General features: G+C 60.1%; 23 protein-coding genes and 1 riboswitch. Of the genes, 6 read left to right on the top strand and 17 right to left on the bottom strand.

Annotated features, from left to right (window positions below; translation table 11 throughout):
- Position 1: 1 nt before the first annotated feature.
- The 9 genes from oraE to P6M73_RS15880 form a co-directional block, all read right to left on the bottom strand.
- The gene (gene oraE, locus P6M73_RS15840) at positions 2-2,212 is read right to left on the bottom strand and encodes a D-ornithine 4,5-aminomutase subunit OraE (RefSeq protein ID WP_277853983.1); all 2,211 of its coding nucleotides are present in this window, start codon (positions 2,210-2,212) and stop codon (positions 2-4) included.
- Positions 2,212-2,574 carry an ornithine aminomutase subunit alpha gene (locus tag P6M73_RS15845; RefSeq protein ID WP_277853984.1) on the bottom strand — a complete coding sequence of 121 codons (363 nt, stop codon included), beginning with the start codon at positions 2,572-2,574 and terminating at the stop codon, positions 2,212-2,214. The genes oraE and P6M73_RS15845 overlap by 1 nt, the downstream gene beginning before the upstream one ends.
- Positions 2,571-4,001, bottom strand: a complete 1,431-nt coding sequence (ortB, locus tag P6M73_RS15850; protein ID WP_277853985.1) for a 2-amino-4-oxopentanoate thiolase subunit OrtB — start codon at positions 3,999-4,001, stop codon at positions 2,571-2,573. The genes P6M73_RS15845 and ortB overlap by 4 nt, the downstream gene beginning before the upstream one ends.
- Positions 3,991-4,326 (bottom strand): 2-amino-4-oxopentanoate thiolase subunit OrtA, encoded by a 336-nt coding sequence (gene ortA, locus P6M73_RS15855; RefSeq protein WP_277853986.1) that lies wholly within the window; start codon positions 4,324-4,326, stop codon positions 3,991-3,993. The genes ortB and ortA overlap by 11 nt, the downstream gene beginning before the upstream one ends.
- A gap of 1 nt (position 4,327) precedes the next feature.
- The gene (gene ord, locus P6M73_RS15860; protein ID WP_277853987.1) at positions 4,328-5,380 is read right to left on the bottom strand and encodes a 2,4-diaminopentanoate dehydrogenase; all 1,053 of its coding nucleotides are present in this window, start codon (positions 5,378-5,380) and stop codon (positions 4,328-4,330) included.
- 469 nt (positions 5,381-5,849) lie between these two features.
- On the bottom strand, positions 5,850-6,596 hold the full coding sequence (locus tag P6M73_RS15865) for an alpha/beta hydrolase family protein (RefSeq protein WP_277853988.1): 747 nt from the start codon (positions 6,594-6,596) through the stop codon (positions 5,850-5,852).
- Positions 6,593-7,219, bottom strand: a complete 627-nt coding sequence (locus P6M73_RS15870) for a DedA family protein (protein WP_277853989.1) — start codon at positions 7,217-7,219, stop codon at positions 6,593-6,595. Before P6M73_RS15870 ends, P6M73_RS15865 begins: the two co-directional genes overlap by 4 nt.
- Before the next feature lie 180 nt (positions 7,220-7,399).
- Positions 7,400-8,317, bottom strand: coding sequence for a UbiA family prenyltransferase (locus tag P6M73_RS15875; protein WP_277853990.1), 918 nt, complete (start codon positions 8,315-8,317; stop codon positions 7,400-7,402).
- A gap of 7 nt (positions 8,318-8,324) precedes the next feature.
- Positions 8,325-9,275 (bottom strand): D-2-hydroxyacid dehydrogenase, encoded by a 951-nt coding sequence (locus P6M73_RS15880; RefSeq protein ID WP_277853991.1) that lies wholly within the window; start codon positions 9,273-9,275, stop codon positions 8,325-8,327.
- A 584-nt stretch (positions 9,276-9,859) separates the two neighbouring features.
- Between P6M73_RS15880 and P6M73_RS15885 the strand changes: the two genes are divergently transcribed.
- Positions 9,860-11,122 (top strand): hypothetical protein, encoded by a 1,263-nt coding sequence (locus P6M73_RS15885; RefSeq protein ID WP_277853992.1) that lies wholly within the window; start codon positions 9,860-9,862, stop codon positions 11,120-11,122.
- A gap of 209 nt (positions 11,123-11,331) precedes the next feature.
- Complete coding sequence (gene pckA / locus P6M73_RS15890; RefSeq protein WP_277853993.1) at positions 11,332-12,882, top strand: phosphoenolpyruvate carboxykinase (ATP); 1,551 nt, start codon at positions 11,332-11,334, stop codon at positions 12,880-12,882.
- 140 nt (positions 12,883-13,022) lie between these two features.
- On the opposite strand, the gene P6M73_RS15895 is transcribed toward pckA, so the two are convergent.
- Genes P6M73_RS15895 through cbiD form a run of 8 tightly spaced genes read right to left on the bottom strand, consistent with a single transcriptional unit; the run spans position 13,023 to position 20,646 of the window.
- Positions 13,023-13,655 carry a precorrin-8X methylmutase gene (locus P6M73_RS15895; protein WP_277853994.1) on the bottom strand — a complete coding sequence of 211 codons (633 nt, stop codon included), beginning with the start codon at positions 13,653-13,655 and terminating at the stop codon, positions 13,023-13,025.
- Positions 13,652-15,064 (bottom strand): cobyrinic acid a,c-diamide synthase CobB, encoded by a 1,413-nt coding sequence (locus P6M73_RS15900; RefSeq protein WP_277853995.1) that lies wholly within the window; start codon positions 15,062-15,064, stop codon positions 13,652-13,654. The genes P6M73_RS15895 and P6M73_RS15900 overlap by 4 nt, the downstream gene beginning before the upstream one ends.
- A complete protein-coding gene (gene cbiT, locus P6M73_RS15905; protein ID WP_277853996.1) occupies positions 15,049-16,245 on the bottom strand; it encodes a precorrin-6Y C5,15-methyltransferase (decarboxylating) subunit CbiT in 1,197 nt (398 codons plus the stop codon). Before cbiT ends, P6M73_RS15900 begins: the two co-directional genes overlap by 16 nt.
- Positions 16,242-17,009 (bottom strand): precorrin-6A reductase, encoded by a 768-nt coding sequence (cobK, locus tag P6M73_RS15910; RefSeq protein ID WP_277853997.1) that lies wholly within the window; start codon positions 17,007-17,009, stop codon positions 16,242-16,244. Before cobK ends, cbiT begins: the two co-directional genes overlap by 4 nt.
- The gene (cobJ, locus tag P6M73_RS15915; protein WP_277853998.1) at positions 17,002-17,733 is read right to left on the bottom strand and encodes a precorrin-3B C(17)-methyltransferase; all 732 of its coding nucleotides are present in this window, start codon (positions 17,731-17,733) and stop codon (positions 17,002-17,004) included. Before cobJ ends, cobK begins: the two co-directional genes overlap by 8 nt.
- Complete coding sequence (locus P6M73_RS15920; protein WP_277853999.1) at positions 17,730-18,758, bottom strand: cobalt-precorrin 5A hydrolase; 1,029 nt, start codon at positions 18,756-18,758, stop codon at positions 17,730-17,732. Before P6M73_RS15920 ends, cobJ begins: the two co-directional genes overlap by 4 nt.
- Positions 18,755-19,510 carry a precorrin-4 C(11)-methyltransferase gene (cobM, locus tag P6M73_RS15925; RefSeq protein WP_277854000.1) on the bottom strand — a complete coding sequence of 252 codons (756 nt, stop codon included), beginning with the start codon at positions 19,508-19,510 and terminating at the stop codon, positions 18,755-18,757. Before cobM ends, P6M73_RS15920 begins: the two co-directional genes overlap by 4 nt.
- Entirely contained in the window at positions 19,507-20,646 is a 1,140-nt protein-coding gene (cbiD, locus tag P6M73_RS15930) for a cobalt-precorrin-5B (C(1))-methyltransferase CbiD (RefSeq protein WP_277854001.1), read from the bottom strand. The genes cobM and cbiD overlap by 4 nt, the downstream gene beginning before the upstream one ends.
- 242 nt (positions 20,647-20,888) lie before the next feature.
- A riboswitch (cobalamin riboswitch) is annotated at positions 20,889-21,070 on the top strand.
- Between the two features lie 360 nt (positions 21,071-21,430).
- Between cbiD and P6M73_RS15935 the strand changes: the two genes are divergently transcribed.
- From P6M73_RS15935 to P6M73_RS15950, 4 genes are all read left to right on the top strand, one after another.
- A complete protein-coding gene (locus P6M73_RS15935) occupies positions 21,431-22,324 on the top strand; it encodes a sirohydrochlorin cobaltochelatase (RefSeq protein ID WP_277854002.1) in 894 nt (297 codons plus the stop codon).
- A gap of 184 nt (positions 22,325-22,508) precedes the next feature.
- Positions 22,509-23,375 (top strand): hypothetical protein, encoded by an 867-nt coding sequence (locus P6M73_RS15940; RefSeq protein ID WP_277854003.1) that lies wholly within the window; start codon positions 22,509-22,511, stop codon positions 23,373-23,375.
- Positions 23,372-24,619 (top strand): ABC transporter substrate-binding protein, encoded by a 1,248-nt coding sequence (locus tag P6M73_RS15945; RefSeq protein WP_277854004.1) that lies wholly within the window; start codon positions 23,372-23,374, stop codon positions 24,617-24,619. The genes P6M73_RS15940 and P6M73_RS15945 overlap by 4 nt, the downstream gene beginning before the upstream one ends.
- 42 nt (positions 24,620-24,661) lie before the next feature.
- The gene (locus P6M73_RS15950) at positions 24,662-25,684 is read left to right on the top strand and encodes a FecCD family ABC transporter permease (protein WP_277854005.1); all 1,023 of its coding nucleotides are present in this window, start codon (positions 24,662-24,664) and stop codon (positions 25,682-25,684) included.
- Position 25,685: the final 1 nt, after the last annotated feature.

Here is a 25,685-nt window from a genome sequence, read left to right on the forward strand (position 1 = left end):
GTTACGGTTCCCCTTGTTCCAGTTCCCGGCGCTTCTTGACCAGGAAGGTTGCGACATGGACGCCCTTGGAACCGCGGCCGAAGCCCTGGTCCATTCCGGCTTCCCGGGCATATTCGTTGGATACCTGCGTACCGCCGGCAGCCAGAATGATCCGGTTCCGGATGCCTTTTTCAACGCACAGGTCCGCGATCTTCTTCATGTTCTTGTAGTGGATGTCATCATGGCTGATGATGGTGGACGCTAAGATGGCGTCGGCATTGAGCTCAATGGCGGCGTTGACGATTTTTTCCACCGCCACCGACGTCCCCAGATACTCGCACTGGATGCCGTACTTCTCGATGCCGCCATGCTTGATATCGATGATTTCACGCAGGCCCACGGAGTGTTCATCCTCTCCGATGGTGCCGCAGACGATCTTCATCGGCCGGCGCTGGATGTCCTGGCGCAGCTCTTCCTCGGACAGAATTTCCGGTTTGGGCGGAATCACCAGGTCGGCGATGTTAAGGATGTCACGGAAGACGCCCTTGACCTCAATCCGTGTTCCCTCGGCCTCCTGCATGATCTCCTTGTGGATAACCTCGGCATCGGCCAGATTCATGCGCCGGGCGATTTCCAGAGCGGCCACCGCGGCGGTGCGCTCCTCGGCGGGCAGGAACATGGACAGATGGATGACTCCGTCGCCGCGCCATTCCATTTCCGGCTTGATCCGGGCAGGATCCAGCAGGTCTTTCACTTCTTCCAGGCGGACATTGACGTTGTCATTGGGATCCAGCTCGTCGATGTAGACGATCTTGGAGCGGTCCTCAAAGGTGCAGCCTCCAATCAGGCTGACCGGATCCTCCGCTCCGTACTGAGCGGCATTGTTGTAGCCGAAGTGGGCCGTGACCGGCGCCAGATAGTCGGCATCGCGCTCGAACACGGTGCCGGCGGCGATGCCCCCGTCAATCTTGCGGGCGATGCCGTCTCCGTTGCGCTCCGGATAGATGCCGGAGTCGACGAAGAAGCCGTCCTCGACGGCCTTGAAATAGCCGCCGTTTTCCAGGATTTCTTCCATGAACAGGATGGCCCGTTCCTTGATTTCCCGGGTCTTTTGTGCCAGTTCCCCTTCGTTCCGGCGCAAAGCGATCATATCCATCAGGCCGTCCATGCCGGCAAAGGCCTGCCGGGCCGTATCAACGGCCTCCATATTGTAGATGTGCCAGGGCACGTTACGCCCCTCGTCCGGCGTGATGGTGGACTGGATGTCTGCCCGGGTCAGCTGTGAGATCAGCAGATTCAGCACATGGGTTACCGTCGCCTCGCGGGTGGAGGATTCCATGTATTTGGTGTTCTGCTGGGCCCGCATCTTGTATTCCCGGAACAGCTCGCGCAGCGCCACGGCATAGGGCAGGTCCAGGCGCATGGCCGGGGCCGGCGGAGCCGAGGGCGGCACGGTGGAGAGACAGATGTTCTCCTTCTTCATGCCGCTTTTGACGGAGAACAGCGAGTTGATGGCATGCTGAACCAGCAGCTCCGGCATGACCTTCCAGGCCTCCCGGGCGGTGGCGTTGGCATTATGGGCGCCGTCAATCTGCGCCATGCCGGAATAAGCCATGATGGTCTTGGCTTCGGCGGCGTCCACGAAGGACCGCACCATGTTGATGTTGCGGTAGAGGACATTGTACTGGGGATCCTGATGGGCCCCGTTGATGCCCTCTTCGGTGAACATGACGGCGATCTCCGGTCCGGCGACACCGGACACGTAGGAATGATAGTTGATCGGACGGCCGACCTCATCTTCAATGAGATCCAGCGCCTTGCGCTGGGCCCGCACCTGCTTGCGCGTGATGGGGATTCCGCCGATGCCCTGGGGCGTGCCTTCGATGAGACCATCGTAATGGCTCTGGCCGGCGGTGCGGATGACCATGATGTGGTCTGCGCCGTGCCAGGCGGCCATGCGCATGCGCCGGATGTCGTCCTCAAACCGGCCCGAGGCAATCTCGGTGGTGATGACGCATTTGGGCTGCGGGTCGATGTTCTCAAAGTACTTGGCAGCCGGCAGCGGCTGGCTCTGCTTCAGATCGTCGCTCATGTCATGGAAGACAAACTTTCCGATCTGACGCGGGGTGCCGGCGCCTTCGCGCCAGTGCCAGCCGCGGCGGCGCGGCTCATATTTGTCCAGGTCCTTCAGGATTTCCCGGACATCCAGTTTTTCGTTGCGTTTCAGATCCATTACGCGTTCCCTCCCAGGACGGCTTTGAGCGCGTCGAAGCCCTCGCCCTGGGCGAGGCGAAGTCCGGCTTCCCGGATGGTGAGATGCTGGTCTTGCGCCAGGCGGTAGACCAGGTGGCCGCAACCCTTGCCCATCAGACCGTGTTCCATGGTGTGCGTCACGATCTGAGCGGCCTCCGGTGAGGAGAAGCCCATGCGCAGGAGCACCGAGCGCTCGATGGACGGCGTTGTGTTCTTTTTGGCCAGATCCAGCATGGGATCGACAATTTTGGCGCAGGTCTCCCAGAAGCGCTGCTCCAGCTCTTCTTCGGTCAGATCCTGCAGGTGAGCCCGGCGGCTCAGGTAGTCATCGGGTCGCTTCATCTTTGGTTTTCCTCCGTAATGCTGACTCCCAGCTCGGCCAGAACCGTCCGGACGAAGGCGTCATCCGAATTGGTTTCCAGGACGAGATAATCCACGTCGGCCGGGGTAATATCCAGGACGTTCTTGCCCACCGTCTGATTCTTGATGGAGGAACGCCGCAATTTATTCAGGTCCAGATCTTCAATGAACAGCCTGCCGGCACTGGTCGGCAGCACGATGTTCTTGCCGGGAATCTCGTCCTTGGGGTCGCCGATCACCAGCTCAATGCCGTTTTCGCGGGCAAAGGTGAGCTGCGGGTTGATGTGCTTGCCGGCGCCGGTGTACTCGGTTTCCTGAACCACGATGACCTGGTCTTCATCCAGCTCCTGGGCCAGGCAGAAAGCTGCGGCCAGGGAGGTGTTGCCCGCCGGTCCGCGTTCCAGCCCTTCCAGCTGGGCCAGGGCTTCCGTAATGAAGAACACGCTGCCCTGGCTCATGGTGACATAGCGGTCCATGTAGCGCAGCGGCCGGCCGGCCGAGCGCGGCACGTCGGAGCGGTCCGGGTTGGTGGTAAAGGGCACGCCGAAGCCGGTGTGGCCGGTGGTAAAGGACTTGCGGTTGAAGTCATTGTCGGATGCCATATGCAGCCCCGACAGGTCGACGGAGGCGCCCACGACCTGGGAATTTGCCCCGGCAGCCCGCAGGCCCCGGGCAGTTCCGGTGAGGTTTCCGCCGCCGGCGTTGGTGCACACGACGACATCCGGGTCACGGCCGATCTTCTCCCGCATCTGCAGGGCCAGCTCGTAACCCAGGGTCTCCACGCCGGCGATGCCGAAGGGGGTGTAGAGCGAAGCGTTGAAGTAGCCCGTTTCCTCCAGCAGGAGCAGGAACTTGTAGAACAGCTCCGGTCCCACGGTCATCTGAATGACTTCGGCCCCGTAGGCTTCGCACTTTCTGGCTTTTTCGATGATCTCCGGCTGTCCCTTCTCATGGGAGTCGTAACACTCCTGGACGACAATGCAGTTCAATCCCCTCTTCGCTGCCTGACTGGCCACTGCCGCACCGTAATTTCCCGAGGTTGCCGTGATGACGCCGGAAAAGCCCAGGCGCTTCGCTTCATATACACTGGTGGCCGCCCGCCGGGCCTTGAAGGATCCGGACGGATTGGCCGCCTCATCCTTAACGAAAATGCGGGCGCCTTTGCCCGGCGCGGCGTATTTGCGCGCCAGCCGGGTCAGGTTGTGCAGTTCAAAGATGGGCGTATTGCCCACTCCGGTTTCATTCTGAATCTGGCGGATCTCCTCCAGGCTGTAGCCGGTCTCTTTCATCATCCGGTCATAGTCGAAGGCGATGCGGCCGTACTCGAACTGGGAGTAGTCGATGCCGACGGAGGTCTTCATGATGTCGTTCTTGCGCGCCAGAACGCTCTGGTAGCTGTTATCTTTCATCCTGTCCCTCCTCCTTGCGCTGCGCTTCATATTCTTTCAGGTCCGCCCGCAGACTCCGTCCGATGTAGAGGAGCTCCGGGACGCACTTGCCGTAATTATGGTCATAGAATGGCTCGATCTGGGTCAGGGTGCCGCTCTGGTGGCGTCCGATGTAGGTTTCCACCGTGACTTCGTCGCCGAGGGCTGCCGCTTCATCCAGCAGGAACCCCTTGGTCCACATCTGGATATCCGTGGCCCGGGTATCCTCCGGCAGACTGCCGGTCCGCTGGGCGGCGGTCAGGATCACCGAATGGATCCGGACCCAGTCGCCTTTTTTCGCTGTCATTTTATTCCACCTCGATCAGTTCGCGGATATCTCCCATCATGGCTCTTGGTACCGGCAGGTCCAGCATGGTGCGCAGACCCGGCTTGGCATTGATGATGTGGGGGATCATGTTGACGCACATGGCGATGGTGCCGATGCCGCCGGGAACTTCCGGCGTGATGGCCATGTTGATGTCGGGCACGCCCTTGATGTTGATGTAGTCCCCAGTGTTGACGCCTTCCAGCTGGGGCTCAACCTGCTGCGGGTGGATCATGCTGATCTTGACTTCGCCGTCCACTTTTCCCTGGCCGCGCATGTCGACTCCGGCCATGTTGCCGGCTTTGACTTCAGCGTAGGGTGCCTTGCGGTCGACCTTGGAGATGATCGGGGTCATGCTCTGGGAAACCGGTTCGGACAGCTTCCAGCCCAGGGCGTCCGCGATCATGTTGACGGATTCGCTGAATCCGACATGGCCGGCCAGAGTTCCGGTCTTGCTTCTTTCCTCGAATTCAGCCATGGTGATGCCCACGCCCTGCTCATGCATGACGACGGGTCCGAAGGGAGACAGGTTGTTGACCCGCTTGGCTTCCACGGAGTCCACCGACTCGCAGGCGCCGGTCAGGCAGACCACCAGGAGATCCATGATGAGGCCGGGGTTGATGCCTGTGCCCAGGACAGACACGCCGTTGGTTTTGGCGATGCGGTCCATCTCTTTGGCCAGCTCCGGTTCCTGAGCCTGAGGATACGCCATTTCTTCCGCCGTGGAGATGACGTTGATCTTCTGCTCGAGAATGAACTTGATCCGGTCAAAGGCGGTGCGGGTGTAGGAATCCGTGCACAGCAGCACCACATCGGCCGCTTTCTCGGTGATGACTTCTTCCGGTGTTCCGATCACGATGTCATGGTCATACGGATTGGTCTTGTCCAGGAATTCAAACATGCTTTTTCCCAGTTTGTCGCCGCGGCCTGCCACCCCGACGATTTCAATTCCTTTCTTGGCCAGCAGCATCTCGGCCATGCCCTTGCCCATGGCACCCAGTCCCCAGATGATGATCTTTACATTGTCCTGTCTCATATTTCATATCCTCCCCAAAATTATTTTGTTTTTAGACAGCAAAATCAGAATGCATAAAAGATAACTAAATGCATAAAACCCTTTTCACGGCCCGATTTTTACCGATCCATTCAAATTTGCACCATATATTATACTTGAAACTCAAATTAAAATCTAAAAATTTAAAGGTCATATCTTGCCGATTCGATTCAAAATTTCATCCGGTACTAAAATTCCAATACTAAAATTCTGATTTTATTGAAATCCAGGAAAAAGACCCCTGTTTAATTTGCTGAAGTCTTGCCTGAGCAATTTGCGAAATCCTGTGGAAAACTTTATTCATTCCTGGTCACCTTCCGCAAATGATTACATTTCGGGCTGAAAAAGGGCAAAAAAAGAGCACCCCTTCTATACATCAGGGATGCAAGTTTATGCTTGAAGACTTGGGAGAGTTGACAAAACAACCCGATCTAAGGATTCGGACCCGGACTCAGGGACAGTCCAGAAGTTCCCGGGCGGCGCTTTCGACGCCCGCGAACAGTCCGGCGATGCCCGAGGGGGTATCAAACCCGTGATCGGTCCCGGGCAGCCGCGTCAGTCGGGCGTCCTGCGGCCAGCGGACGAATTCCTCCGAAACCGCCAGCGGCACCGAAGCATCGGCGGATCCGTGGAAAAAGCGCACCGGCAGCTTCAAATCGCTCAGCAGCGCAGCAAAGTCACAGGCCAGACACTCGTCCAGGAAGGCGCGGCCCACGGCCAGATTGCCATGCCACAGCGTCCCGGATTCGTCATAGCGCTCGCGGTACTTCTCCGCGTAGCGGAACGCCGGCGCGAAAAGGATCAGGCCCCGCAGGTCTGACTGCCGCCGCTGCGCCACCAGGGTGGCGACGCAACCCCCCATGGACATGCCCAGGAGGAGCATCCGGTCTGGATCAATGGCCGCCTGTGACCGGGCCCAGTCCAGAATCCGTTCGCCCTGGCGCGCCTGATCCGACAGGGCAGTGTCGTAAAACTCGCCGTCCGATTCCCCGGAGCCGAGGAAGGACAGCCGCAGCACGGCGATGCCCGAGGCGGCCAGGTGCCGGCCCAGCCGGGCCAGGAGAAACTTGTGTTCCGTACAGTCTCCGGTAAAGCCATGGAAGGCTATCACGGCCGGATGCGGTCCCTCACCCTCCGGGAGATCCAGATAACCGCGCAGCGTGCCGCCGGGCATCGTCAGTTCAATGTGGCGCTTCATTTCTCAGCCCTGCTCCGGCGAAAACGGCGAATGATGCGCCAGGCAAGCCAGAGCGCCACGGCCACGGCCATGACCCGGACAAAGATACTGGAATAGGCAGAGAAGATTTCCTTGTATTCATTCCAGCCCTGGCCGGCAAAATGACCCAGCAGAACCAGAACGGTATTCCAGATGGTGGAACCGATGAGGGTCAGAACCAGGAAGGGACCCACTTTCATCCGGGTAATGCCGGCCGGAATGGAGATCAGGCTTCGGATCAGCGGAATGAACCGGCACAGGAAAATGGCCGCGGAGCCCTTCTTCTGGAACCATTCCGTGGTTTTCACCAGATCATGGGGGGTCAGGCCCAGGAGATCGCCGATGCGGCCCTGGAAGAAACGCTGAATCCCGTGCATCCCCAGTTCATAGCCCAGGAAGTAGAGCACGACGGCCCCGACCATGGATCCGGCGGTGGCCGCGACAATGGTCAGAGGGACATTCAGTCCGGCGGATACGGTCATAAAGCCGCCGAACAACAGAATCACCTCCGAAGGGATGGGGGGAAAGAGGTTCTCGATGAAGATCAGAAGAAAGATCCCCAGGTATCCATATTGCTGCATGATTTCTTGTACAAACTTTTCCAAAACGACTCCTATCTGTTGCAGATGCTTTCATTTCTGTTTATTTCAGTATGGTTATTTCTGTCTATTTCAGTTTGGTTATTTCTGCTGGTCATTTCTGCTGGCTAAAACAGTTGATTCCAGTTGGCTGGCGCAGGTAGTTCAGCCAAATCAGTTTATCAGCTATGTTCCGGGTTACAGATTCTAAAAAACGAGGCGGCTGATCAGAACCAGGATGAGGCCGGCGCCGATCAGGTTGAGATTGTGCACCGCCAGGGGAAAGGTTGTGGTCTTGTCCGGGGCCGCGCTGAAGCGGCGGGCCCGGCGGAAGACCAGCCCGTAGACCGGAGCTATGAAGAGTGCCTGAGCCGGCAGAGCCCGGACCAGAACAGCGGTCAGAATGGCCAGAGCGCCGGCCAGATAGGACAGATTGAACAGCACCAGCGCATCGCTGCGACCGATGAGCACCGGCAGGGTATAGCGGCGCTCACTGAGATCCTTTGCCAGATCGCTGATGTTGTTGGCCAGCATGACGTTGCCGATGGCAGTAACCAGGGGCAGACTGACCAGCAGGATCTCGCCCAGGCGCTCCAGGTCAAGTTCCAGGGTGAAGCGGGTGCCAAAGACATAGGCCCGGAAAGGTTCCCCGCCCAGATGGATGTGGCAGGCCAGGAACACAATGACGAAGCCCATGAAGAAGGCGGATACCGCCTCCCCCAGCGGGGTGCGCTGAATGGGCAGCGGTCCGGCGGAATAAAGGATCGCCGCGGCAAAGGAGACAACGCCCCAGAACCAGACGATGGGCCCGGTGCGCCACGCCAGCCAGCCGCCGCAGACCACGGCGGCCGCCAGCAGCGCCGCCAGCAGGAATTTAACACCGGATTTGGAGTATTTCATGTGATCGAGGCGGAACACGCTGTAGGGTGTTCGAACCTCCGACAGGTGATTCAGAATGGTAGCGGACAAATCAATGCAGACCAGCGACACCAGCATCAGGAGGGCATTGAGCCGGTCAAAGCGCTCATACTGAGTCAGGGCGTACAGCGTACCGACCAGATAGGGCAGGAGACTGGCCGTTTTGGTCCGGATTTCAACCAGGTGAAAAAATTCAGCCGCTTTCATAAAGCTCCTAGTATTTCCGGTCGGGATCGATCCGGTTGGTCATGGGCTGGCCGTGCCGGAGTTCTTCCAGATTAGCCCGGAACAGCGCGAAGGACCGGGTGGCGTAATGCGGGGTCGGCCCGGCGGTGTGAGGCGTCAGGAACACATTGGGCAGATCCCAGAGCGGAGACTCCTGAGGGAGGGGCTCCACTTCGAAAACATCCAGATATGCGCCGCGCAGCTCGCCATTTTGCAGTGCCTCAACCAGTTCGGCTTCCCGGACGGTGTTGCCCCGGCCCACGTTCATGAAGACGGCGGTCCGGTCCATGGCCTGGAATTCCCGCCGGCCCATCAGACCGATGGTCTCATCGGTGGCGGGTACCACCAGACAGACATAATCCTTGCCCGGAAGCACGCGGTGAAGCTCGCGCACGGTCACCATTTCATCGAAGTTCACCGGGATCTCACGGCTCTCCTGCCAGCGCACGCCGGTGACCTTCATGTCAAAGGCCTTGGCCTTGCGGGCGATTTCCCGCCCGATCTGACCGGCGCCGATAATCAGCAGTTGTTTTCCCGTCAGTTCATCCAGACGATAGGTCTGCCAGACCCGGGCCGCCTGATCCTTCGTCGCCTGCAGCAGGTTGCGCGAGAACAGGATCATGGCTCCCAGCACCTGTTCGGCGATATTGGTTTTATGGACCCCAGAGGTATTGGTCAGCACCACGCCCTTTTCCTTCAGCAGCTCCATCGGGTACATGTCGACTCCGGCAGAATACGAAAAGATCCACTTCAGATGCGGCATCTGACGGATGACTTCCGCATCCGGCTTCCCCGTATTCAAAATGATCTCCACTTCATCCTTCACCGGCAGAAGCTCTTCATAACGTTCGGCATAAACGACCGGTTCATTCACTCCGGCCAGTTCAGCCTCCGCCACTTCCCGTCTGAGCCAGCCCTGGGCCAGTATTACTGCGATCATAGGTATGTCCTCCTCGACTGTATGTTTTATCGGTTGTTCGAACGATTTGATTCGCACTGTTTCTCGATTGATGTACCAGTTGATCCTGGAATGATTGTGTTCCAAAATGATTGCGTACCGGAATGATTGTGTTCCAGTATGATTGCATGGCGAAATGTTTAAGTTTCGGAATGACGTCAATATCGGAACTGGTGAACCCCGGAACCACTTCGCATTGGATTCAATCATTAAATGAAGAAATAGACCTTCCATCATTAAATGAAGAAACAGACCATCTATTCTATGATACCATCAAAAAAGCTGTGATTTGTTAATAACATTTGACATTATCCCGTCCGTGGCTGCGACGCGGCACAAAAATCCGGCCAGGTCCTTGCGATCCATGTCTTATGCTGCTGGAACGGTGAAGACATGGAGGGGCTGACAGCCGGCAGTTTTTTCAACGACTCTATTATCAGGGGTCTGCTTTAAAATGGGGTTAATGTTTGGCTGATAAGATGACACGTAATAACGTGCCGGGCACTGTCGATCCGGCTGCCTCAGAGTCCGAGGACTCTGAACACACTATGCGAGGGAGTTGCGCCATGAACCATCTGCTGAAACAAGCTTTATCCGAAAAAGGTTTTTTTGACACCAACGGAATCTATTCCAAATTTGTCGGAACCCGACTTTATGAAGTCAATGAAGAGAAGGGACGGACCTGGATTGAAACCTCCTTTGACGGGCCCGAACCGGCCAAAAATGAGCTGCTGGACCACATTGAATCGCTGGCGTCGCGGTACGCGCTGACCCAGGCCAAAATCCGCGGCCGCCGGGTCTATGTCGATCTGACCGCACCCACCGCCGATCCCAGGCTGGAAGCCACGCGTCTCGACTTTCTGACCCAGAGCCTGGAATCCGGTATCCAGCGGATCGAAGCCGCGGTTCAGCCCCAAAATCCCTGGCTGGCTGCTGAAACCGGACATCCGGCCGCCCGTGCTGGGAACGATCCGTCAGCTTCAGCAGTGCCGGATTCGAAAAGAACCCGGCCGGCAGAGCCGACTTTCCCGCCGGAAGCTGTTATGACCTCCATGGAAGAAATGATCGGGGCGGATGACATTGAGCCGGTTGCGGAAGGTCTGGCAGATTCTGAATACCGGTCGAAGACCAATGACCGGAGAGTCGAAGCAGATCTGACAGAGGCTGTTGATCTGACGGAGTCTGATGACCTGACGGACGCGGCGGACCTGACCGACCCGGATGATCTGACGGACGAAGAAGAAGAGCATTATTATGATATTCCCGCCGCAAAACCGGTGTCACAGCCGGTCCGCCCATCGAGCCAGAAGACCCGGGAAAGCCGCTCCCGGGGGGCCTATGTCAGGCCGGAGGAGAACCCCAATCACGGCGACTTTCCCAAAGGGGTCGTAACCGGCCTGATCGACCGGAGCTTTTCCGCGGCTGGTTTCATCGGCGCAATTCTGGGGGCAATCCTGGGTGCCGTGCTCATGGCCGGTGTCCATGTCATGGGCGTGCCGGCTCAGCCCGTCGGATTTGCCATCCCCTTCCTGGTCATTGGGATCTACCGGGTCATGGCCGGAAACCAGATGCCCATCGGTCTGGGCATCCTCCTGGTCCTGGCTTCACTGCTGCTGGGAAGCGTCCTGATCTCCGCCGCGGAAGTTCTGCAGCAGGTCAACGTGGGCCTTCTGGAAGCCCTGGGGCAGGGTCTGGCCGCGCACTACGACAACAGCCGGTTCTACGTCGCCAATGTCTGGTTGAAGATCGGTCTCTCCCTGATTGCCGCATCCATTCCCTCCATGCTGCTGCTGGCCGGCGGCAAGCGCAAAGTTCAGTACAGCAAGTAAACCATTAATTGAAAACGAACCAATTTCCATTATTAGAAATATTCTTGGCATTATGCACGAGAATATTTTTTATTTCACAATATATTAAGCTTTCTTCAATGAATCCCCCCTCAGACTTTTTTCATTGCATTTGATAAAATCCAGTCGGTTGCTTTTTGTTTTTTGCTGTATTTAAATGAAGATATTACTGCACATTAGGAGGTTCTGTTTTGGAACAACTCTTTGGAATTAAACAAGAGAATCTGATTGAAAACTTAAGTGTCACCCAGCTGATTGAAAAGGCCGTCTGCGATGGCAACGGCAAACTGGCTGACAATGGCTGTCTGGTCATCAAGACCGGCCAATACACCGGACGGTCCCCCAAGGACCGCTACATCGTCCGCGATGACATGACCCGGGACACCGTTGCCTGGGGCAAGGTCAATGTCCCCATGGAACCGGCCGTTTATGAGAAGCTCAAGCAGAAGGTGATGGCTCACATCGCCGACCGCAAAATGTACCTGGTGAAATCCAAGGCCGGAGCCGATCCGGACCATTCCCTCAAGCTGAACATCCTGTGCGAAAATCCGGCTCAGGCTGTGTTTGCCAGCCAGATCTTCATCAAGGACACCGCCCGCACCGGCTACGACGCCGATTTCACCGTCATCGCCGTACCGTCTCTGAAAGCCAGAGGCGCCGAGGACGGAGTCCATTCCGAAGCCTTCATCATCCTCAACTTCACCGAACGCCTCGTTCTGATCGGCGGATCCCTGTATTCGGGCGAAATCAAGAAATCCATTTTCTCCGTCATGAACTACCTCCTGCCGGAGCGCCATATTCTGCCGATGCACTGCTCCGCCAACATGGCGGAAGACGGCCGCACCGCTCTGTTCTTCGGTCTGTCCGGCACCGGCAAGACCACCCTCTCGGCTGACGAGAGCCGCAAGCTGATCGGTGATGACGAGCATGGCTGGAACGAGCATGGCGTCTTCAACTTCGAAGGCGGCTGCTATGCCAAGACCATCAACCTGGATCCCGAAAAGGAAAAGGAAATCTATCAGGCGCTTCGCTTCGGCTCCGTCCTGGAAAACGTCGTGATCGACGCCGATCGCTCTCCGGATTATTCCGATGACAGCCTGACGGAAAACACCCGCGGCACTTACCCCATCGAGTACATCTCCAACGCGGAGCTGTCCGGCATGGGCGGAGTTCCCGATACCATCGTATTCCTGACAGCCGATGCCTTCGGCGTTATCCCCCCGATCTCCCGCCTGACCCGCGAGGCAGCCATGTACCATTTCATGAGCGGCTATACCTCAAAGCTGGCCGGCACGGAGCGCGGCATCACCGAGCCCCAGACCACCTTCTCCGCCCTCTTCGGCGAACCCTTCATGGCCCGTCCCATCGAAGAGTATGCCCGGCTCCTGGGTGAAAAGATTGACCGCCATCAGACTGAAGTCTACCTCATCAACACCGGCTGGACCGGCGGCAAGTACGGCGTCGGCAAGCGCATGTCCCTGCCCCTGACCCGCCGCATGGTCAATGCCGCAGTGAACGGAGAACTCAAGCAGGCCAACTACCGCCACGATGAGATCTTCAACCTGGAAGTTCCGGTCCATATCGAAGGCGTGCCGGATGATCTCCTCAATCCCCGCACCCAGTGGCAGGACGCGGCCGATTACGAAAAGACCGCCCGCGAACTGGCTCAGGGCTTTGTCAAGAACTTCAGCCGCTTTCCCGGAGTCGGCGAAGACATCGTCAATGCCGGACCCAGACAATAATCAACCCGAAACCTTCATCCTATAACGGAGCAGGCACACCAGCGCGGTGTGCCTGCTCCGTTTTTGATCAATCAACTCGTTCCATAAATTCATTTCATTAATTTGGTTAAGGTATTTGGTTCAGGTATTTGGTTCAGGAATCAGGTTCTGGTAATCCGGTACATCAGGGCGTTTACGATGGCCGCCGCGACATTGCTGCCGCCCTTGCGGCCCCGTGCCACGATATAGGGAATGCCGGACTGCATGATGAGTTCCTTCGACTGCACGACATTGACAAAGCCCACGGGGACGCCGATGATCAGAGCCGGCGCAATCCGGCCCTCCCGGATCAGTTCGGCCAGCCGGATCAGCGCGGTGGGGGCGTTGCCGATGGCCAGAATCGGATGTCCCTGCAGCCGGGCAGCCCGGTCCATGGAGAGGGTGGCCCGGGTCATTCCCTGCTCCAGCGCCTCCTGGGCGATGGCTTCATCGGCCATATAGCAGACCGCCTCGCAGCCAAGCTGCTGCAGCGCCGTCCGGTTGATCCCCGCCTTCACCATATTGGTATCGGTCACGATGGTCTCCCCGGCCCGCAGGGCGGCCAAACCGGATTCCAGGGCGGTGGCGGAAAAACTCAGCGTATCGGCGTATTCGAAATCCGCCGTAGTATGGATGACCCGCTTGATAATCGGAGCGAGCTGTTCATCCAGTGGATGAGGCAATTCCTGCTCGATCAGTTCAAAGCTGCGCTTTTCGATATCCAGGGGGTCGAGTATTTCAAATTCCAGGGTCATAATCTTCCTCCGTTATGGTTGATAGTCTCCGGGGGTCCGATGAGTTCAGACCGATTCTTTCGGTCCGACTGATTCTGCCGGTCAGATCGGATCGTCCGGTCGTAGGCCAGGCACCCGGTGACAAACCGCCGGGCAAACTCAGGATTCGCCGGGAAATACAGGTGGGGAAATCCGGCATAAAGAGTGGGGGTAGCATGAATGCAGGGCCAGCTCCGGTCCGACAGCGGCTTTTCTGCGGTAAAGTCCCCGCCCGGCGCAGTGCTTTCGCAGTAGTGAAATTCGTGGGATCGAATCGTATCCTTCGCGCCGCACAGGAGGTTGTCGACCCCGGCCCGCAGAGTCACATAGCCAAACCGGCTGAGTCTGTCGGTGGTGCGGGCCCGGGCCGGCACCACTCCGGCCAAAGGAATCCCGTCCAGCTGGTCATGCAGATAGAGGAATCCGCCACACTCGGCGATGGTGGGCAGACCGCCCCGTACCGCCCAGCGGACTGATTCCAGCATGGTCCGGTTGCCGCTCAAAGCCTCCAGATGCAGTTCGGGGTAACCCCCGCACAGATACAGACCGGCCACGCCCTGGGGCAAGGCCGGATCGCGCATGGGGCTGAAAAATTCCAGCTGACAGCCCAACGCCCTGAGAAGCTCCAGGTTTTCTTCATAGAAAAAGGAAAAGGCCTCATCCCGCGCCACTGCCAGCCGGATGGATCCCAGGGGGCGAATCGCCTCCGGTTCACCGGTCAGGCCCGGCGACCCCGCAGCCAGTTCCAGCAGCCCATCCAGGTCGATGCAGCGTTCGGCCAGGTCACCCAGGGTCTGGAGCTTCTCCTCCAGCTCCCCGATTTCCTCCGCACTCACCAGACCCAGATGCCGGCTGGCCACCGTGGCCTTCACCGCCCGCGGCAGATAGCCCAGCGGCCGGATCCCGACCTGCCGGGCGATGGCGGACAGTCCCGCATTGAGTTTCGGCGAGGCATTGTTGAAGATGACGCCGCTGATCCCGCTGTCTTCCCGGTATCGGGCAAAACCCTGCAGCACCGCCCCCATCGAGGCGTACATGCCCTTGACATCAAGCACCAGCACCACCGGAGTTCGGGTGAGCCGGGCTACCTCATAGGCACTGAACCGCCCGTCGCAGCCCACCCCGTCGTAGTAGCCCATGGCTCCTTCGATAATCGCCAGACCAGGACCGGCCAGCTGACCTTTCAGCCCCTGTTCGTCACAGAAGAACGGATCCAGGTTGCGGGAGGGCACCCCGATGGCCCGACGGTGGAACATGGGGTCGATATAGTCCGGGCCGCACTTGAATGCCGATGGGTTCAGCCCGCGCTGCTTCAGCGCCGTCAAGACGGCGCAGGTTACCGTGGTCTTGCCGCAGCCCGAATGGGTTCCGGCAATCAGGATTCGATCCATGTCCCGCCTCCTGCCATCACAAAGACCGGCGTAGCGGCCTCCAGCATGTGCCGCCGGCCCACCAGCCGGGTCCGCGTCACCGCCAGCTGGACGATGTCCGGTTCCAGTCCATGAGCCTGAAAACAGTCCAGTGCTTCCTGGACCGTTTCCAGGGTGACGGCATTCAGGACAATCCGGATCCGCGGATTGTTGGCCATCAGTGCATCAATAATGGCTGTCAGCTGGCCCGCGCTGCCCCCGATGAAAGCGGCATCCAGACGGGGCAGAGAGCCCAGCGACTGGGCGGCCTCCCCCGGCAGGACCGATACATTCCCGAGGTGGAAGCGCCGGCAGTTTTCCCGGATCAGACGGAGGGCCTCCTCCGACCGCTCCAGGGCAAAGACCCGGCCCCGATAGGACGCCAGCGCCATTTCCACGGTCACCGAGCCGGTACCGGCGCCAATATCGCAGCAGACGCTGTCCGGCGCCAGTGCCAGCCGGCTCAGCGTCACTGCCCGAACCTCAGACTTGGTCATGGGTACTTTGCCCCGGAGAAAGGACTCATCCGGCAGTCCGCAAGGGATGCGGTCATCCGCCCGGGGATTCTCCACCAAAAGCACCGCCAGCGAACCGGGCGTCATATCGGCCAGTTCAGCCAGCCGCACCGTGGACAGGCGCTCATCAGGCAGTCCCAGGTTTTCCCCAAGCGTGGCGGTCAGCCGGCCAAAACCGGCCGCTGTCAGCGCTTCTCCCAGGACCGCCAGATTCTGTCCGGTCAGGGCAAAGGTCAGGCGACTGCGGCGAATCGTATCGACCAGATTCGCCTCACGGCCATGGCAGCTGACCAGGGCAGCCTCCTGCCAGGGGCGCCGGAGCCTGGCAAAGAGGGCATTCAGTGATGAAATCCCCGGAAGCCAGCTCACCTCACAGTCAGCCAGCGCTTCGCTCAGTCCCCGGGCGGCACTGAAAAAACCGGTGTCTCCGGAGACAGCGATGCAGTACCGCCCGCTCCCCTGACTGGCCAGACAGCGGGTAATCTCCTCTGGCTGATACGCCGCGACCGAAGGCTTTCCAAACTCCGCCAGAGCCTCAATAAGCCGGGGAGCGCCCAGGATCAGATCCGCCCGGGCCAGAGCCTCGGCTCCCTCCCGGGTCAGAGTGCCGGCACTCAGTCCGACCCCAACAATGGTTACTTGCTTCATAGTGTTCCCTCCCCGATGCGCCGGATGATTTCCTCCGCCGCCAGTCCCCGGCTCTCCCGGGGGCGGCTCCATACTCCGATCTTCAAGCCGCAGGCTTTTGCCGCCGCGATTTTCTCCGGATAGCCCCCGGTCCGGCCGGATTCCTTCGTGATCAGAATGTCCGCCCCGGCGGCGCCAAACATCGCCATGTTAAGCTCCCGGGAAAACGGTCCCTGCATGCAGATGATGCGGCGGGCCAAAAACCCGGCGGCCTGACAGGCAGCCAGCCCCGCCGGATCCGGCAGAATCCTCAGCCAGACCCGCTCGGCACTGCCCCTGATGCGGGACAGCCGCTCCGCTTCCTTGGCCCCCAGCGTCGAGAAAATGATCCCCGGCTGTTCGTTCAGCCAGGCGATCAGATCCTCCAGATCAGAAAACCGCTCCAGCTGTTCCCCGTCACCCTCTTCCTCAGAGCTGTCCGCGCGCAGTACCCGCAAATACTGAGTTCCGGCCGCGCGGCAGGCCGCCCGGATATTCTCGCTGACCACCGCGGCAAAGGGATGGGTGGCGTCAATCACCAGACGGGGCTTCCGCTGCCGGAAGAGGTCCGCCATTTCCCCGGTTTCCAGCCGGCCCCGCCGGATCGAGAGGCTCCCCCCCTCCTCCAGCAGCGACTCCCCGTATTCCGTCGCCACGCAGACCAGCGCCGGCAGGGCTTTCGCCCGCAAGGCCGCCGCCAGCAGCCGCCCCTCCGTGGTTCCGCCGAACAGAATGACTTCAGTCAAGCCGGTACCCCCTGGGCGTGACCATTCTTCCGCCGATGATCCGGGTCTGGCTGCTGCCGATGAACACCGTGGTGAACATGTCCACCGAAGTCTGGCTCAGCTCCTCCAACGTCAGAATCGCATCCGACTGACCGGCGCGCCCGATGTTCCGGACCAGGCCGCAGACGGTTTGCGCCGGTTTGTGACGCCTGAGGATGGCGCAGGCTTTCTCCAGGTAATCGTGGCGGGAGCGGCTGGAGGGATTGTACAGCGCCAGACAGAAGTCGGCGGCAGCCGCGTGCTCCAGCCGTCGCTCAATCACCTCCCAGGGCGTCAAGAGATCCGACAGGCTGATCACCGCGAAGTCATGAGTCAGAGGGGCACCCAGCACCGCCGCCCCGGCCAGGGCTGCCGTCACCCCCGCCACCACCTCGATCTCCACCGGTTCATACTCGGCCGCCAGTTCACAGATCAGGCCCGCCATGCCATACACCCCGGCATCGCCACTGCAGATCATGGCCACGGTTTCACCCCGGCAAGCCAGCTCCAGAGCCATCCGGCAGCGTTCCACCTCCCGGGTCATGGGCGTATCGAGGATTCGTTTGTCCGGAAACAGCGGTGCGACCAGCTCCACATATTTGGAATAGCCGACCATGACATCGCAATCTTCGATGGCCTCGCGGCAGGCCGCCGTCATATTGCGGGCATCTCCCGGACCAATCCCGGCAACATACAGTTTTTTCATATCAGTTCTCCTTTTTCAAAGCGAAGGGTGCAGGGGGCGATGGCCAGAGCCAGCGTCACCCCGCTGCCCGAAGTTTTTCCCTGGAGCAGCCGGGCACCGGCTCCGGCGCCGCAAACGGCGCTGCGCTCGCAGACATTGTCCACCCCGGTCACGCGCCGGACAAACTCGGAGGCCCCAAACCGGCCGGGGACGCGTTCGAGCTCCCGGGCGGAATAAGTGACCAGGGGCAGGTGTCTGGTCCGGCAGAATTCCGTCAGTCCCGGCTCATCGGCTTTCAGATCGATGCTGCAGACCCTGGCGATGGCCAGGGGGTGACAGCCGGTTTGCTCCAGCAGCTGCGCTGCCGCCGCTTCAATTAGGGGCGCCGGCGTCCCACGGCGGCAGCCGATGCCCAGACTGACAACCGGCGCCACCAGCTCCAGAACCGCCGCCTCGGCGTGACTTTGCCAGTCAATGCGCACTGTGGGCAACGCCGCAGGCGATCCAGCATCCGTCATGAGAAATCCCGGGGGCAAAGGTCCCGTCACCGGAAACGGCGTCTCCAGGCGGACGGAACCTCCGGCCAGCAGACAGGCTGAAATCTCCCGGATGCCCTCCGGACTGGCAATCCGAAGACCCTGTTCGACCGCCCAGGCATCCACCGCAAACACGCCCCGGACATCCGTGGCTGTGGTAATGACCTTGACGGCATCCAATGCCCGGGCAAGCTCCCGGGTCAGCCGGTTGGCCCCGCCGATGTGGCCGGACAGCAGGGCGATGACATGGCGGGCCTGCTCATCAATGACCAGCACCGCCGGATCCCGGGTCTTTCCGGCCAGAAGCGGAGCCACCGCCCGCACGGCAATGCCGCAGGATCCGATGAAGATCAGGGCATCCCGATGAAAGTTCGCCCGGGTCCACCCGGGCAGCTCCCCCCGGCCGCAGCGCCTCACCTCGGTCTGGTATCCCATGACTTCCAGGCTGGATGCCACCCGTTCCCCCAGCTCGGCTCCCTGCCGACTGAAGGCAATCACCGCAGCGGTCATGCCTCGGTTCCCTGGCGGAAGGCGGTGGTGAAGGCAGGATCATACAGTCTGGACAGCTCATAGTCCTCGCCCAGGAATCCCCCCACCAGAATCAGGGCATGGTTTGACACCTCATGGGCGGCCGCCGTCTGCGCCAGGGTACCCACCGTGCAGCGCAGCACTTTCTCCTGCGGCCAGCTGGCTTTATAGACAATGGCCGCGGGAGAATCCGCGGCATAGCCTTCGAGCAGTTCCTGCTGCAGCGCCTTCGTCATGCCGGCGCTGAGAAAGACCACCATGGCAGCGCCATGGGCGGCCAGACTGGCAATTCGCTCCCGTTCCGGCACCGGAGTCCGTCCCGCCCGACGCGTGATGATCACGCTCTGGCTGACCCCGGGCAGGGTATATTCAGCTTTCAGCGCGGCGGCGGCGCCGCAGAAGCTGGATACTCCGGGACAGACGTCAAAGGGTATGCCCGCCTGCGACAGCCGATCCATCTGTTCGCGGATGGCGCCGTAAATCGAGGGATCTCCGGTATGCAGGCGAACCACCAGTCCGCCGCTGCGGTGCACCCGTTCCAGCACCGCGATGACTTCATCCAGGGTCATGGCGGCGCTGTTATGGATCTCACAGCCGGCTTTGGCCCCCTCCAGATGCCGCGGATCCACCAGGGATCCGGCGTAGACAATACAGTCGGCCTGACGCAGCAGCTGCGCACCGCGCAGCGTGATTAAATCCGGTGCTCCGGGGCCGGCTCCCACAAAATGAATCATTGTTTTTCCTCCAGCAGTTTCATCAGGTCACTGGCCTGATCATTTTTTATCAGAACGCCGGGAAAATCCGGCGCATTGGTATAGCACAGATAGCCCAGGGCAATGCCCGCAGGCACGCGCCGGGTCAGAAAATCCTCGATCCGCCGGCCCAGTTCGACCAATGCCGGCTCCAGCAGACCGGCGGCCCAGAGCAGGTCCAGGGCGGCATCGGTGGTGGCGCACTCCAGGATTCCCGCCAGCAGGGGAAGTCCGGCGCCGGCGCGCAGGGCGCAGGCCAGCAGCGTTTCCATCCGGCCGTCGCCAAAGGCGGAATGGGTATTGGGCACCCCGATTCCCAGCTTGACGAGCTTGCCGATGTGGCCCACCAGCAGAATCCGTTCGAACCCGAGCTCCACCGCCGCGTCAATGGCATCGCCGATGAAATTGGCGCAGTTGATGTGGCAGGTCATACTCAGTCCCAGCTCCTCCCGGGCGAAGGTCTCGCCGTAGTTGCCGGGGGTGAGCAGCACGGTTTGGGCACCCCCGGCGCGCAGCTGCCGGAGCCGCAGGCGGATCGTATCCGCCATGGCCTGATGGCTCATGGGTTCCACCAGGCCGGAGGTTCCCAGGATCGACAGACCGCCGGTGATGCCCAGGCGGGGGTTGAAGGTCCGGCGGGCCAGCTCGTCTCCGCCGGGAATTTCCAGGACGACTGACAGACCGCCGCTGTAGCCGCAGTTCTCCGACACCTCCCGGAGGTGGCGGGCAATCATCTCCCGGGGCACGCGGTTGATGGCCGCCGCCCCCACGGGCTGATCCAGACCGGGCCGGGTGACCCGGCCGATTCCAGTCCCGCCGTCCAGCTCAATCCCCCGGGGAATCCGGCGGATCCGGGCAATGATCAGAGCGCCGTCCGTGATGTCGGGATCGTCCCCGGCATCCTTACGGATGGCGCAGCTGGCAGAATCCGCGCCCCGCTCCGGCTGGAGCACGTCCAGTACCAGGTCGATCCCCCCGGGCGTCCGGACCGACACGGTGGCCGGCGCTTGCCCGCGCAGCAGCAAAACAGCCGCCGCCTTGGCCGCCGCCGCGGCGCAGGTCCCGGTGGTGAAGCCGCGGCGCATCATCGTTCCATTGACGTTTCGTTTCATTTCCATGCAAAAAACCCCCCGACGCCAAGCACCGGGGGGCTGATTCACGCGGACGCGAAAGTCCGCTCAAACCATATCCTTCGGTGCCCGCAAAGGAATATGAATCCTGGTAACCCGACTATCACGGTAACGGCCTTGTGAGGGAATTACACCCTGCTTTCCCAGTCTAACTGAAAACCAGTATGCCTTAAGAACAATTCTTTGTCAACCGATTGACAATTTCAAAGTCCCGTTGGTATACTGAGTTCGTTTGAATATCGGAATCAGGCCATGGAAGTTGGGTGCGAATCCCACGCAAGGCCGTTGCTGTAATTCGCCAGAGCCCTGGCAGATGTCACTGGAAGAAGTTCCGGGAAGGCGTCAGGGCCGAGTCCGCACCCTGCGGATCCGGGCGATAAGCCAGAATACTTGCCTGTTTCCTGCCGCGCTTCCTGCGCGGTGCATACAGCCCTGCGGACTACCGGGGTCATGGATGAGAATGGGTGAGGCCTTTTTTTGGTCACGTCCCGATTTCGACCATTAACAAACGTCTGCAAGCTGCTTGCGGGCGTTTTTTTATTTTGCCCGTCCGGCAGCTTCCGGTATGGTTCAAACGTGCCCGATTCCCTCGGGCCAGATTTTTCTCTTTTTCTCTATTATCCCTTATTCCTGGGGGCACGGATCCTTCCGGCCCCGCTGGGGGGTGAGGCTTTGCCCTGGCCCCCGCTTTTTGATTGCGATGCCGCCAACGCGCAGCGTTCTGCCGGCACTGACAATAAATCCATTTGTTTAATTCAGGAGGAAATCAGTCATGTACAAACAGCTCAAACCCCTGGCCGCCCTGGCCCTGGCCCTGCTAATGACGACGGGCTGCGCCGCCCGGCCGACCGCGGCCGTCAGCCCCGCCGCCACCGACGCGCCCCGAAAGCCGGTGCTGTTAGCCGTCAGTTTCGGCACCAGCTACAACGACAGCCGCGACCTGACCATCGGCGCCATCGAACAGGCCCTGCAGGCTGCGTATCCCGCCTATGAGGTCCGCCGGGCCTTTACCAGTCAGATCATCATTGACAAGCTGAAGCAGCGGGACAACCTGAAGATCGACAATGTCAAAGAGGCCATGGACCGCCTGGTGGCGGACGGGGTCCGGGAGATCGTGATTCAGCCCACCCATGTCATGAACGGCTACGAATATGATGACATCGTGGCCGAAGTGAAAGCCTATGAAAGCAGGTTCGACCGTCTGAGCATCGGCGTCAATCTGCTCAGCCGCGACACGGACTATCAGGAGGTCGCATCGGTCATCACCCGGGAAACAGCGGCTTATGACGTTCCAGGTACCGCTGTAGTCTTCATGGGTCACGGCACGGAAGCTCCGTCCAACGCCACCTACGCCCGGCTTCAGCAGTCGCTGGCCGAAGCGGGACACAGCCGGTACTTCATCGGCACCGTGGAAGCGACGCCGTCGCTGGCAGACGTGCTGGCTCAGGTCAAGGCTTCCGGCGCGACCAAAGTGGTGCTGCAGCCCCTCATGATCGTGGCCGGCGACCACGCCAACAATGACATGGCCGGTGAAGAGGACGGATCCTGGAAGAAAGAATTTGAGAAAGCCGGCTTTGCGGTTGAAGTGGTCCTGAAGGGCATGGGCCAGATGAAAGGCATTCAGGATCTGATCGTGCGCCACGCCGGCGAAGCGATCAGCCATTAGCCATCAGCCGCTCCGGCTGACCGGTGCTTATCCCGGAAAACTCAGAGCCTGTCCCTCGAAGCCTTCCCATGCAGGCCCTGGCAAACCAGCCATCGTTCGAACCAGGTCTGGCGCTGTCCAGACCATGCCAGCAGCAGACTGCAGTCAGCCTGTTGTCCATCAAAAAAATCAGGAGAGATGCGAAATGAAACAAGTACAACAATGGATCCTTGCGGCGCTGCTGACCGGCAGCCTGCTCACCGGCTGTTCGGTCAGCCCGGCCAAAGCGGCCGCCCCGGTTTCCGTTCCCTCAGTGACCCAGGCGCAGGTGCCGGTCACCCCCAAAGCCCTGGTACCGGTATACGGCAATCAACTTCAGGATGGGTCCTATCCCATCAAGGTATCGTCAAGCTCTTCCATGTTCCGGGTCATCGATGCTCAGCTCACCGTTGCCCAGGGTGCCATGACGGCCGTTCTGACGCTCAGCGGCGATGGCTATGAAAAACTTTTCATCGGCACCGGCCAGGATGCCCAGACCGCGACCGAAGACCGGTTCAGCCAGTTTGTTCCCGATGCCAACGGCAAATATACCTACACCGTGGCGGTCAGTGCCCTGGATCAGGAAATCGACTGCGCCGCCTTCAGCATCAAGAAGCAGGCCTGGTATGACCGGGTGCTGATTTTTGAGTCGGCCAGCCTTCCTCAGACCGCGCTGCGGTCCTCCGCCGGAGCGGACCAGCCTGCTTCCGGTCAGCTTCCGGCAGAGGGTCAGTACACCATCGGCGTCACCCTGGAAGGCGGCTCCGGCCGCGCCAGCGTGGAATCCCCGGCCCGACTCAGCGTCAGCGGCAAACAGGCTACCGCCACCATCGTCTGGAGCAGCCCGAACTACGACTACATGCTGGTGGGCGGCAAAAAATACCTGCCGGTCAATACCGCCGGCAACAGCACGTTTGAAATTCCGGTCACGCTCGATGAGAAGCTGGCGGTGATTGCCGACACCACAGCCATGGGCAAACCCCGGGAAGTAGAGTACACCTTGTTCTTTGATTCGGCTTCCCTGAAGAAATGATGACAGGATGCAATGGGATTCGCCCCCGTCGACCCGGCGGGCTTCGGGGAGTACCAGCCTTCCTGAGCACCGCTCTTCTCAAAGTCAGCACGCTTCTGGGAGTCACTGCTCTTCTGGGAGTCACTGCCCTTCTGGGAGTCACCATCCTCCTGTCGGGCTGTACGGTTCCGGCAGCTGCCCCGCCCGCCGGCGGACTGGGAATTGGCTGGAGGGTTGAGCGGTCCCTGGAGCTGGAGTATGCCAAGAATTTCAGCGTGGACTATTATCCGGAGGATTATGCTCTGGTCACGCTGTCGGACAAAAGCCGGTTTCTGGTCGTCCCGCCGGGCAGGACGGCGCCTGAAGGAATCGGGGGGGACATCACCGTGCTGCAGCGGCCGCTGCGCAGCGTTTATCTGGTGGCCACCTCCGTCATGGCTCAGTTCGATGAACTCCATGCCCTGGATCAGATCCGGCTCTCCGGCACCCGGGCGGCGGACTGGCAGAGCCAGAATGCCCGGACGGCCATGGAAAACGGGAGCATCGTGTTTGCCGGCAAATACAGTGCGCCCGACTATGAGCTGATTCTTTCGAGTCAGTGCGATCTGGCGATTGAATCCAGCATGATCAATCATGTGCCCGAGGTGAAGGAAAAACTGCTGGGGATGAAGGTTCCGGTTCTGATCGACCAGTCCAGCTATGAAAAACACCCGCTGGGCCGGACCGAATGGATTAAGCTCTACGGCGTACTCACCGGTCGGGAAGAGCAGGCTGCGGCAAGCTTTGACCGGCAGGCCGCCCTGCTCCGGGAAGCCTCAGTGCAGTCCGGCACCGGCAAATCGGTGGCGTTTTTCTACATCAGTTCCGCCGGTCAGGTGGTGGTGCGAAAACCCGGGGACTACATCACGAAGATGATCGACCTGGCAGGAGGCAGCTATGCCTTCAGCCATCTGGGCGACCCGGAACAAGCCGACAATACCGTCAATCTGGATATGGAAGCCTTCTATGCCGCGGCCAGGGATGCGGATGTCCTGATCTACAACAGTGCCCTGGCCGGTGAAGTCGCTTCCCTGGCAGACCTGACCGCCAGGAACGCTTTGCTGAGCAAGTTCAAGGCCGTTCAAACCGGAAATGTCTGGTGTACGGAAAAGAACCTGTACCAGGAAACAACCCGGCTGGGGCTGATGGTCTCGGATCTGAACCGCCTCTTGACGGATCCCGATCCCACTTTGAACCAGCTGCACTTTTTTACCCGCCTCAGATAACGTTCCGGACGATGAACGAATTCCGCAAAGGAGACTTGCCGCATGGATCCATCCAACAAACGACGCTGGCGCTTCGGCCTGGCTCTGCTATTCCTGCTGAGCCTGGTTCTTGGCCTGGTGGCACTCAATATCAGCCTGGGGAGCATACCGGTCAGCCTCCCCGACATCAGGCGCATTCTGTTTGGTCAGGGCGGGACGCCCACCCAGCAGGATATCATCTGGAAAATCCGACTGCCCCGGACTCTGGCGGCGGTTCTTCTCGGCGGCGCTCTGGCGCTGTCGGGTTTTTTGCTTCAAACCTATTTCAACAACCCCATCGCCGGTCCCTACGTCCTGGGCATTTCCTCTGGTTCCAAGCTGGCGGTGTCGGTCACCCTGATTGCCGCGCTGAGCCGGGGCATTCCCCTGGGCTCGGCCGCTCTGATCAGCGCGGCGTTTGCCGGTGCCCTGGGCACCATGGGCTTTATCCTGCTGGCGGCCCGAAAGGTTCAACGCTCCAGCCGGCTGATTGTCAGCGGCGTCATGATCGGCTACATCTGTTCCGCCCTGACGGACTTCGTGATTACCTTCGCCGATGACGCCGCCATCGTGAACCTGCACAACTGGTCCCGGGGCAGCTTCTCCGGCATGGCCTGGCCGGATGTAGCCGCCATGACGTTCGTGGTCCTGCCGGCTGCTGTCTGTGTGTTCCTGCTGTCCAAACCCATCGGCGCCTGTCAGCTGGGAGAAAGCTACGCCAGGAACATGGGCGTCAACATCCCCCGCTTCCGCCGTCTGCTGGTGCTTTTATCCAGCGTCCTGTGCGCCTGCGTCATCGCCTTTGCCGGCCCGGTGTCCTTTGTCGGCGTGGCCGTGCCGCATCTGACCCGGGGCCTTTTGGGCACAGCCCGGCCGCTGGTTGTCATCCCCGCCTGCTTTTTAAGCGGCGCTGCATTCTGTCTGGGCTGCGACCTGATCGCCCGAACCGCCTTTGCTCCCCTGGAACTTAGCATCAGCTCGGTGACCGCAGTGATTGGTGCCCCCATCGTGATCAGCATACTGCTGGGAAAGAAAGGACGTGACTGAC

The organism is Anaerococcoides asporogena, assembly GCF_029590275.1.
Taxonomy (GTDB): Bacteria; Bacillota; Clostridia; order Clostridiales; family Clostridiaceae; genus JG1575.

What these genes read in the sequence shown, in the direction of transcription:
- P6M73_RS15865 (WP_277853988.1), bottom strand. Translation starts at nt 6,596, where the DNA reads ATGAAGCGCCACATTGAACTGACGATGCCCGGCGGCACGCTGCGCGGT.
- oraE (WP_277853983.1), bottom strand. Translation starts at nt 2,212, where the DNA reads ATGGATCTGAAACGCAACGAAAAACTGGATGTCCGGGAAATCCTGAAG.
- P6M73_RS15920 (WP_277853999.1), bottom strand. Translation starts at nt 18,758, where the DNA reads ATGACCGCTGCGGTGATTGCCTTCAGTCGGCAGGGAGCCGAGCTGGGG.
- cbiD (WP_277854001.1), bottom strand. Translation starts at nt 20,646, where the DNA reads ATGGAAATGAAACGAAACGTCAATGGAACGATGATGCGCCGCGGCTTC.
- P6M73_RS15895 (WP_277853994.1), bottom strand. Translation starts at nt 13,655, where the DNA reads ATGACCCTGGAATTTGAAATACTCGACCCCCTGGATATCGAAAAGCGC.
- P6M73_RS15875 (WP_277853990.1), bottom strand. Translation starts at nt 8,317, where the DNA reads ATGAAAGCGGCTGAATTTTTTCACCTGGTTGAAATCCGGACCAAAACG.
- P6M73_RS15885 (WP_277853992.1), top strand. Translation starts at nt 9,860, where the DNA reads ATGAACCATCTGCTGAAACAAGCTTTATCCGAAAAAGGTTTTTTTGAC.
- P6M73_RS15880 (WP_277853991.1), bottom strand. Translation starts at nt 9,275, where the DNA reads ATGATCGCAGTAATACTGGCCCAGGGCTGGCTCAGACGGGAAGTGGCG.
- cbiT (WP_277853996.1), bottom strand. Translation starts at nt 16,245, where the DNA reads ATGAAGCAAGTAACCATTGTTGGGGTCGGACTGAGTGCCGGCACTCTG.
- ord (WP_277853987.1), bottom strand. Translation starts at nt 5,380, where the DNA reads ATGAGACAGGACAATGTAAAGATCATCATCTGGGGACTGGGTGCCATG.
- P6M73_RS15900 (WP_277853995.1), bottom strand. Translation starts at nt 15,064, where the DNA reads ATGGATCGAATCCTGATTGCCGGAACCCATTCGGGCTGCGGCAAGACC.
- P6M73_RS15845 (WP_277853984.1), bottom strand. Translation starts at nt 2,574, where the DNA reads ATGAAGCGACCCGATGACTACCTGAGCCGCCGGGCTCACCTGCAGGAT.
- P6M73_RS15940 (WP_277854003.1), top strand. Translation starts at nt 22,509, where the DNA reads ATGAAACAAGTACAACAATGGATCCTTGCGGCGCTGCTGACCGGCAGC.
- P6M73_RS15935 (WP_277854002.1), top strand. Translation starts at nt 21,431, where the DNA reads ATGTACAAACAGCTCAAACCCCTGGCCGCCCTGGCCCTGGCCCTGCTA.
- cobM (WP_277854000.1), bottom strand. Translation starts at nt 19,510, where the DNA reads ATGATTCATTTTGTGGGAGCCGGCCCCGGAGCACCGGATTTAATCACG.
- ortB (WP_277853985.1), bottom strand. Translation starts at nt 4,001, where the DNA reads ATGAAAGATAACAGCTACCAGAGCGTTCTGGCGCGCAAGAACGACATC.
- P6M73_RS15945 (WP_277854004.1), top strand. Translation starts at nt 23,372, where the DNA reads ATGATGACAGGATGCAATGGGATTCGCCCCCGTCGACCCGGCGGGCTT.
- cobJ (WP_277853998.1), bottom strand. Translation starts at nt 17,733, where the DNA reads ATGAAAAAACTGTATGTTGCCGGGATTGGTCCGGGAGATGCCCGCAAT.
- ortA (WP_277853986.1), bottom strand. Translation starts at nt 4,326, where the DNA reads ATGACAGCGAAAAAAGGCGACTGGGTCCGGATCCATTCGGTGATCCTG.
- P6M73_RS15950 (WP_277854005.1), top strand. Translation starts at nt 24,662, where the DNA reads ATGGATCCATCCAACAAACGACGCTGGCGCTTCGGCCTGGCTCTGCTA.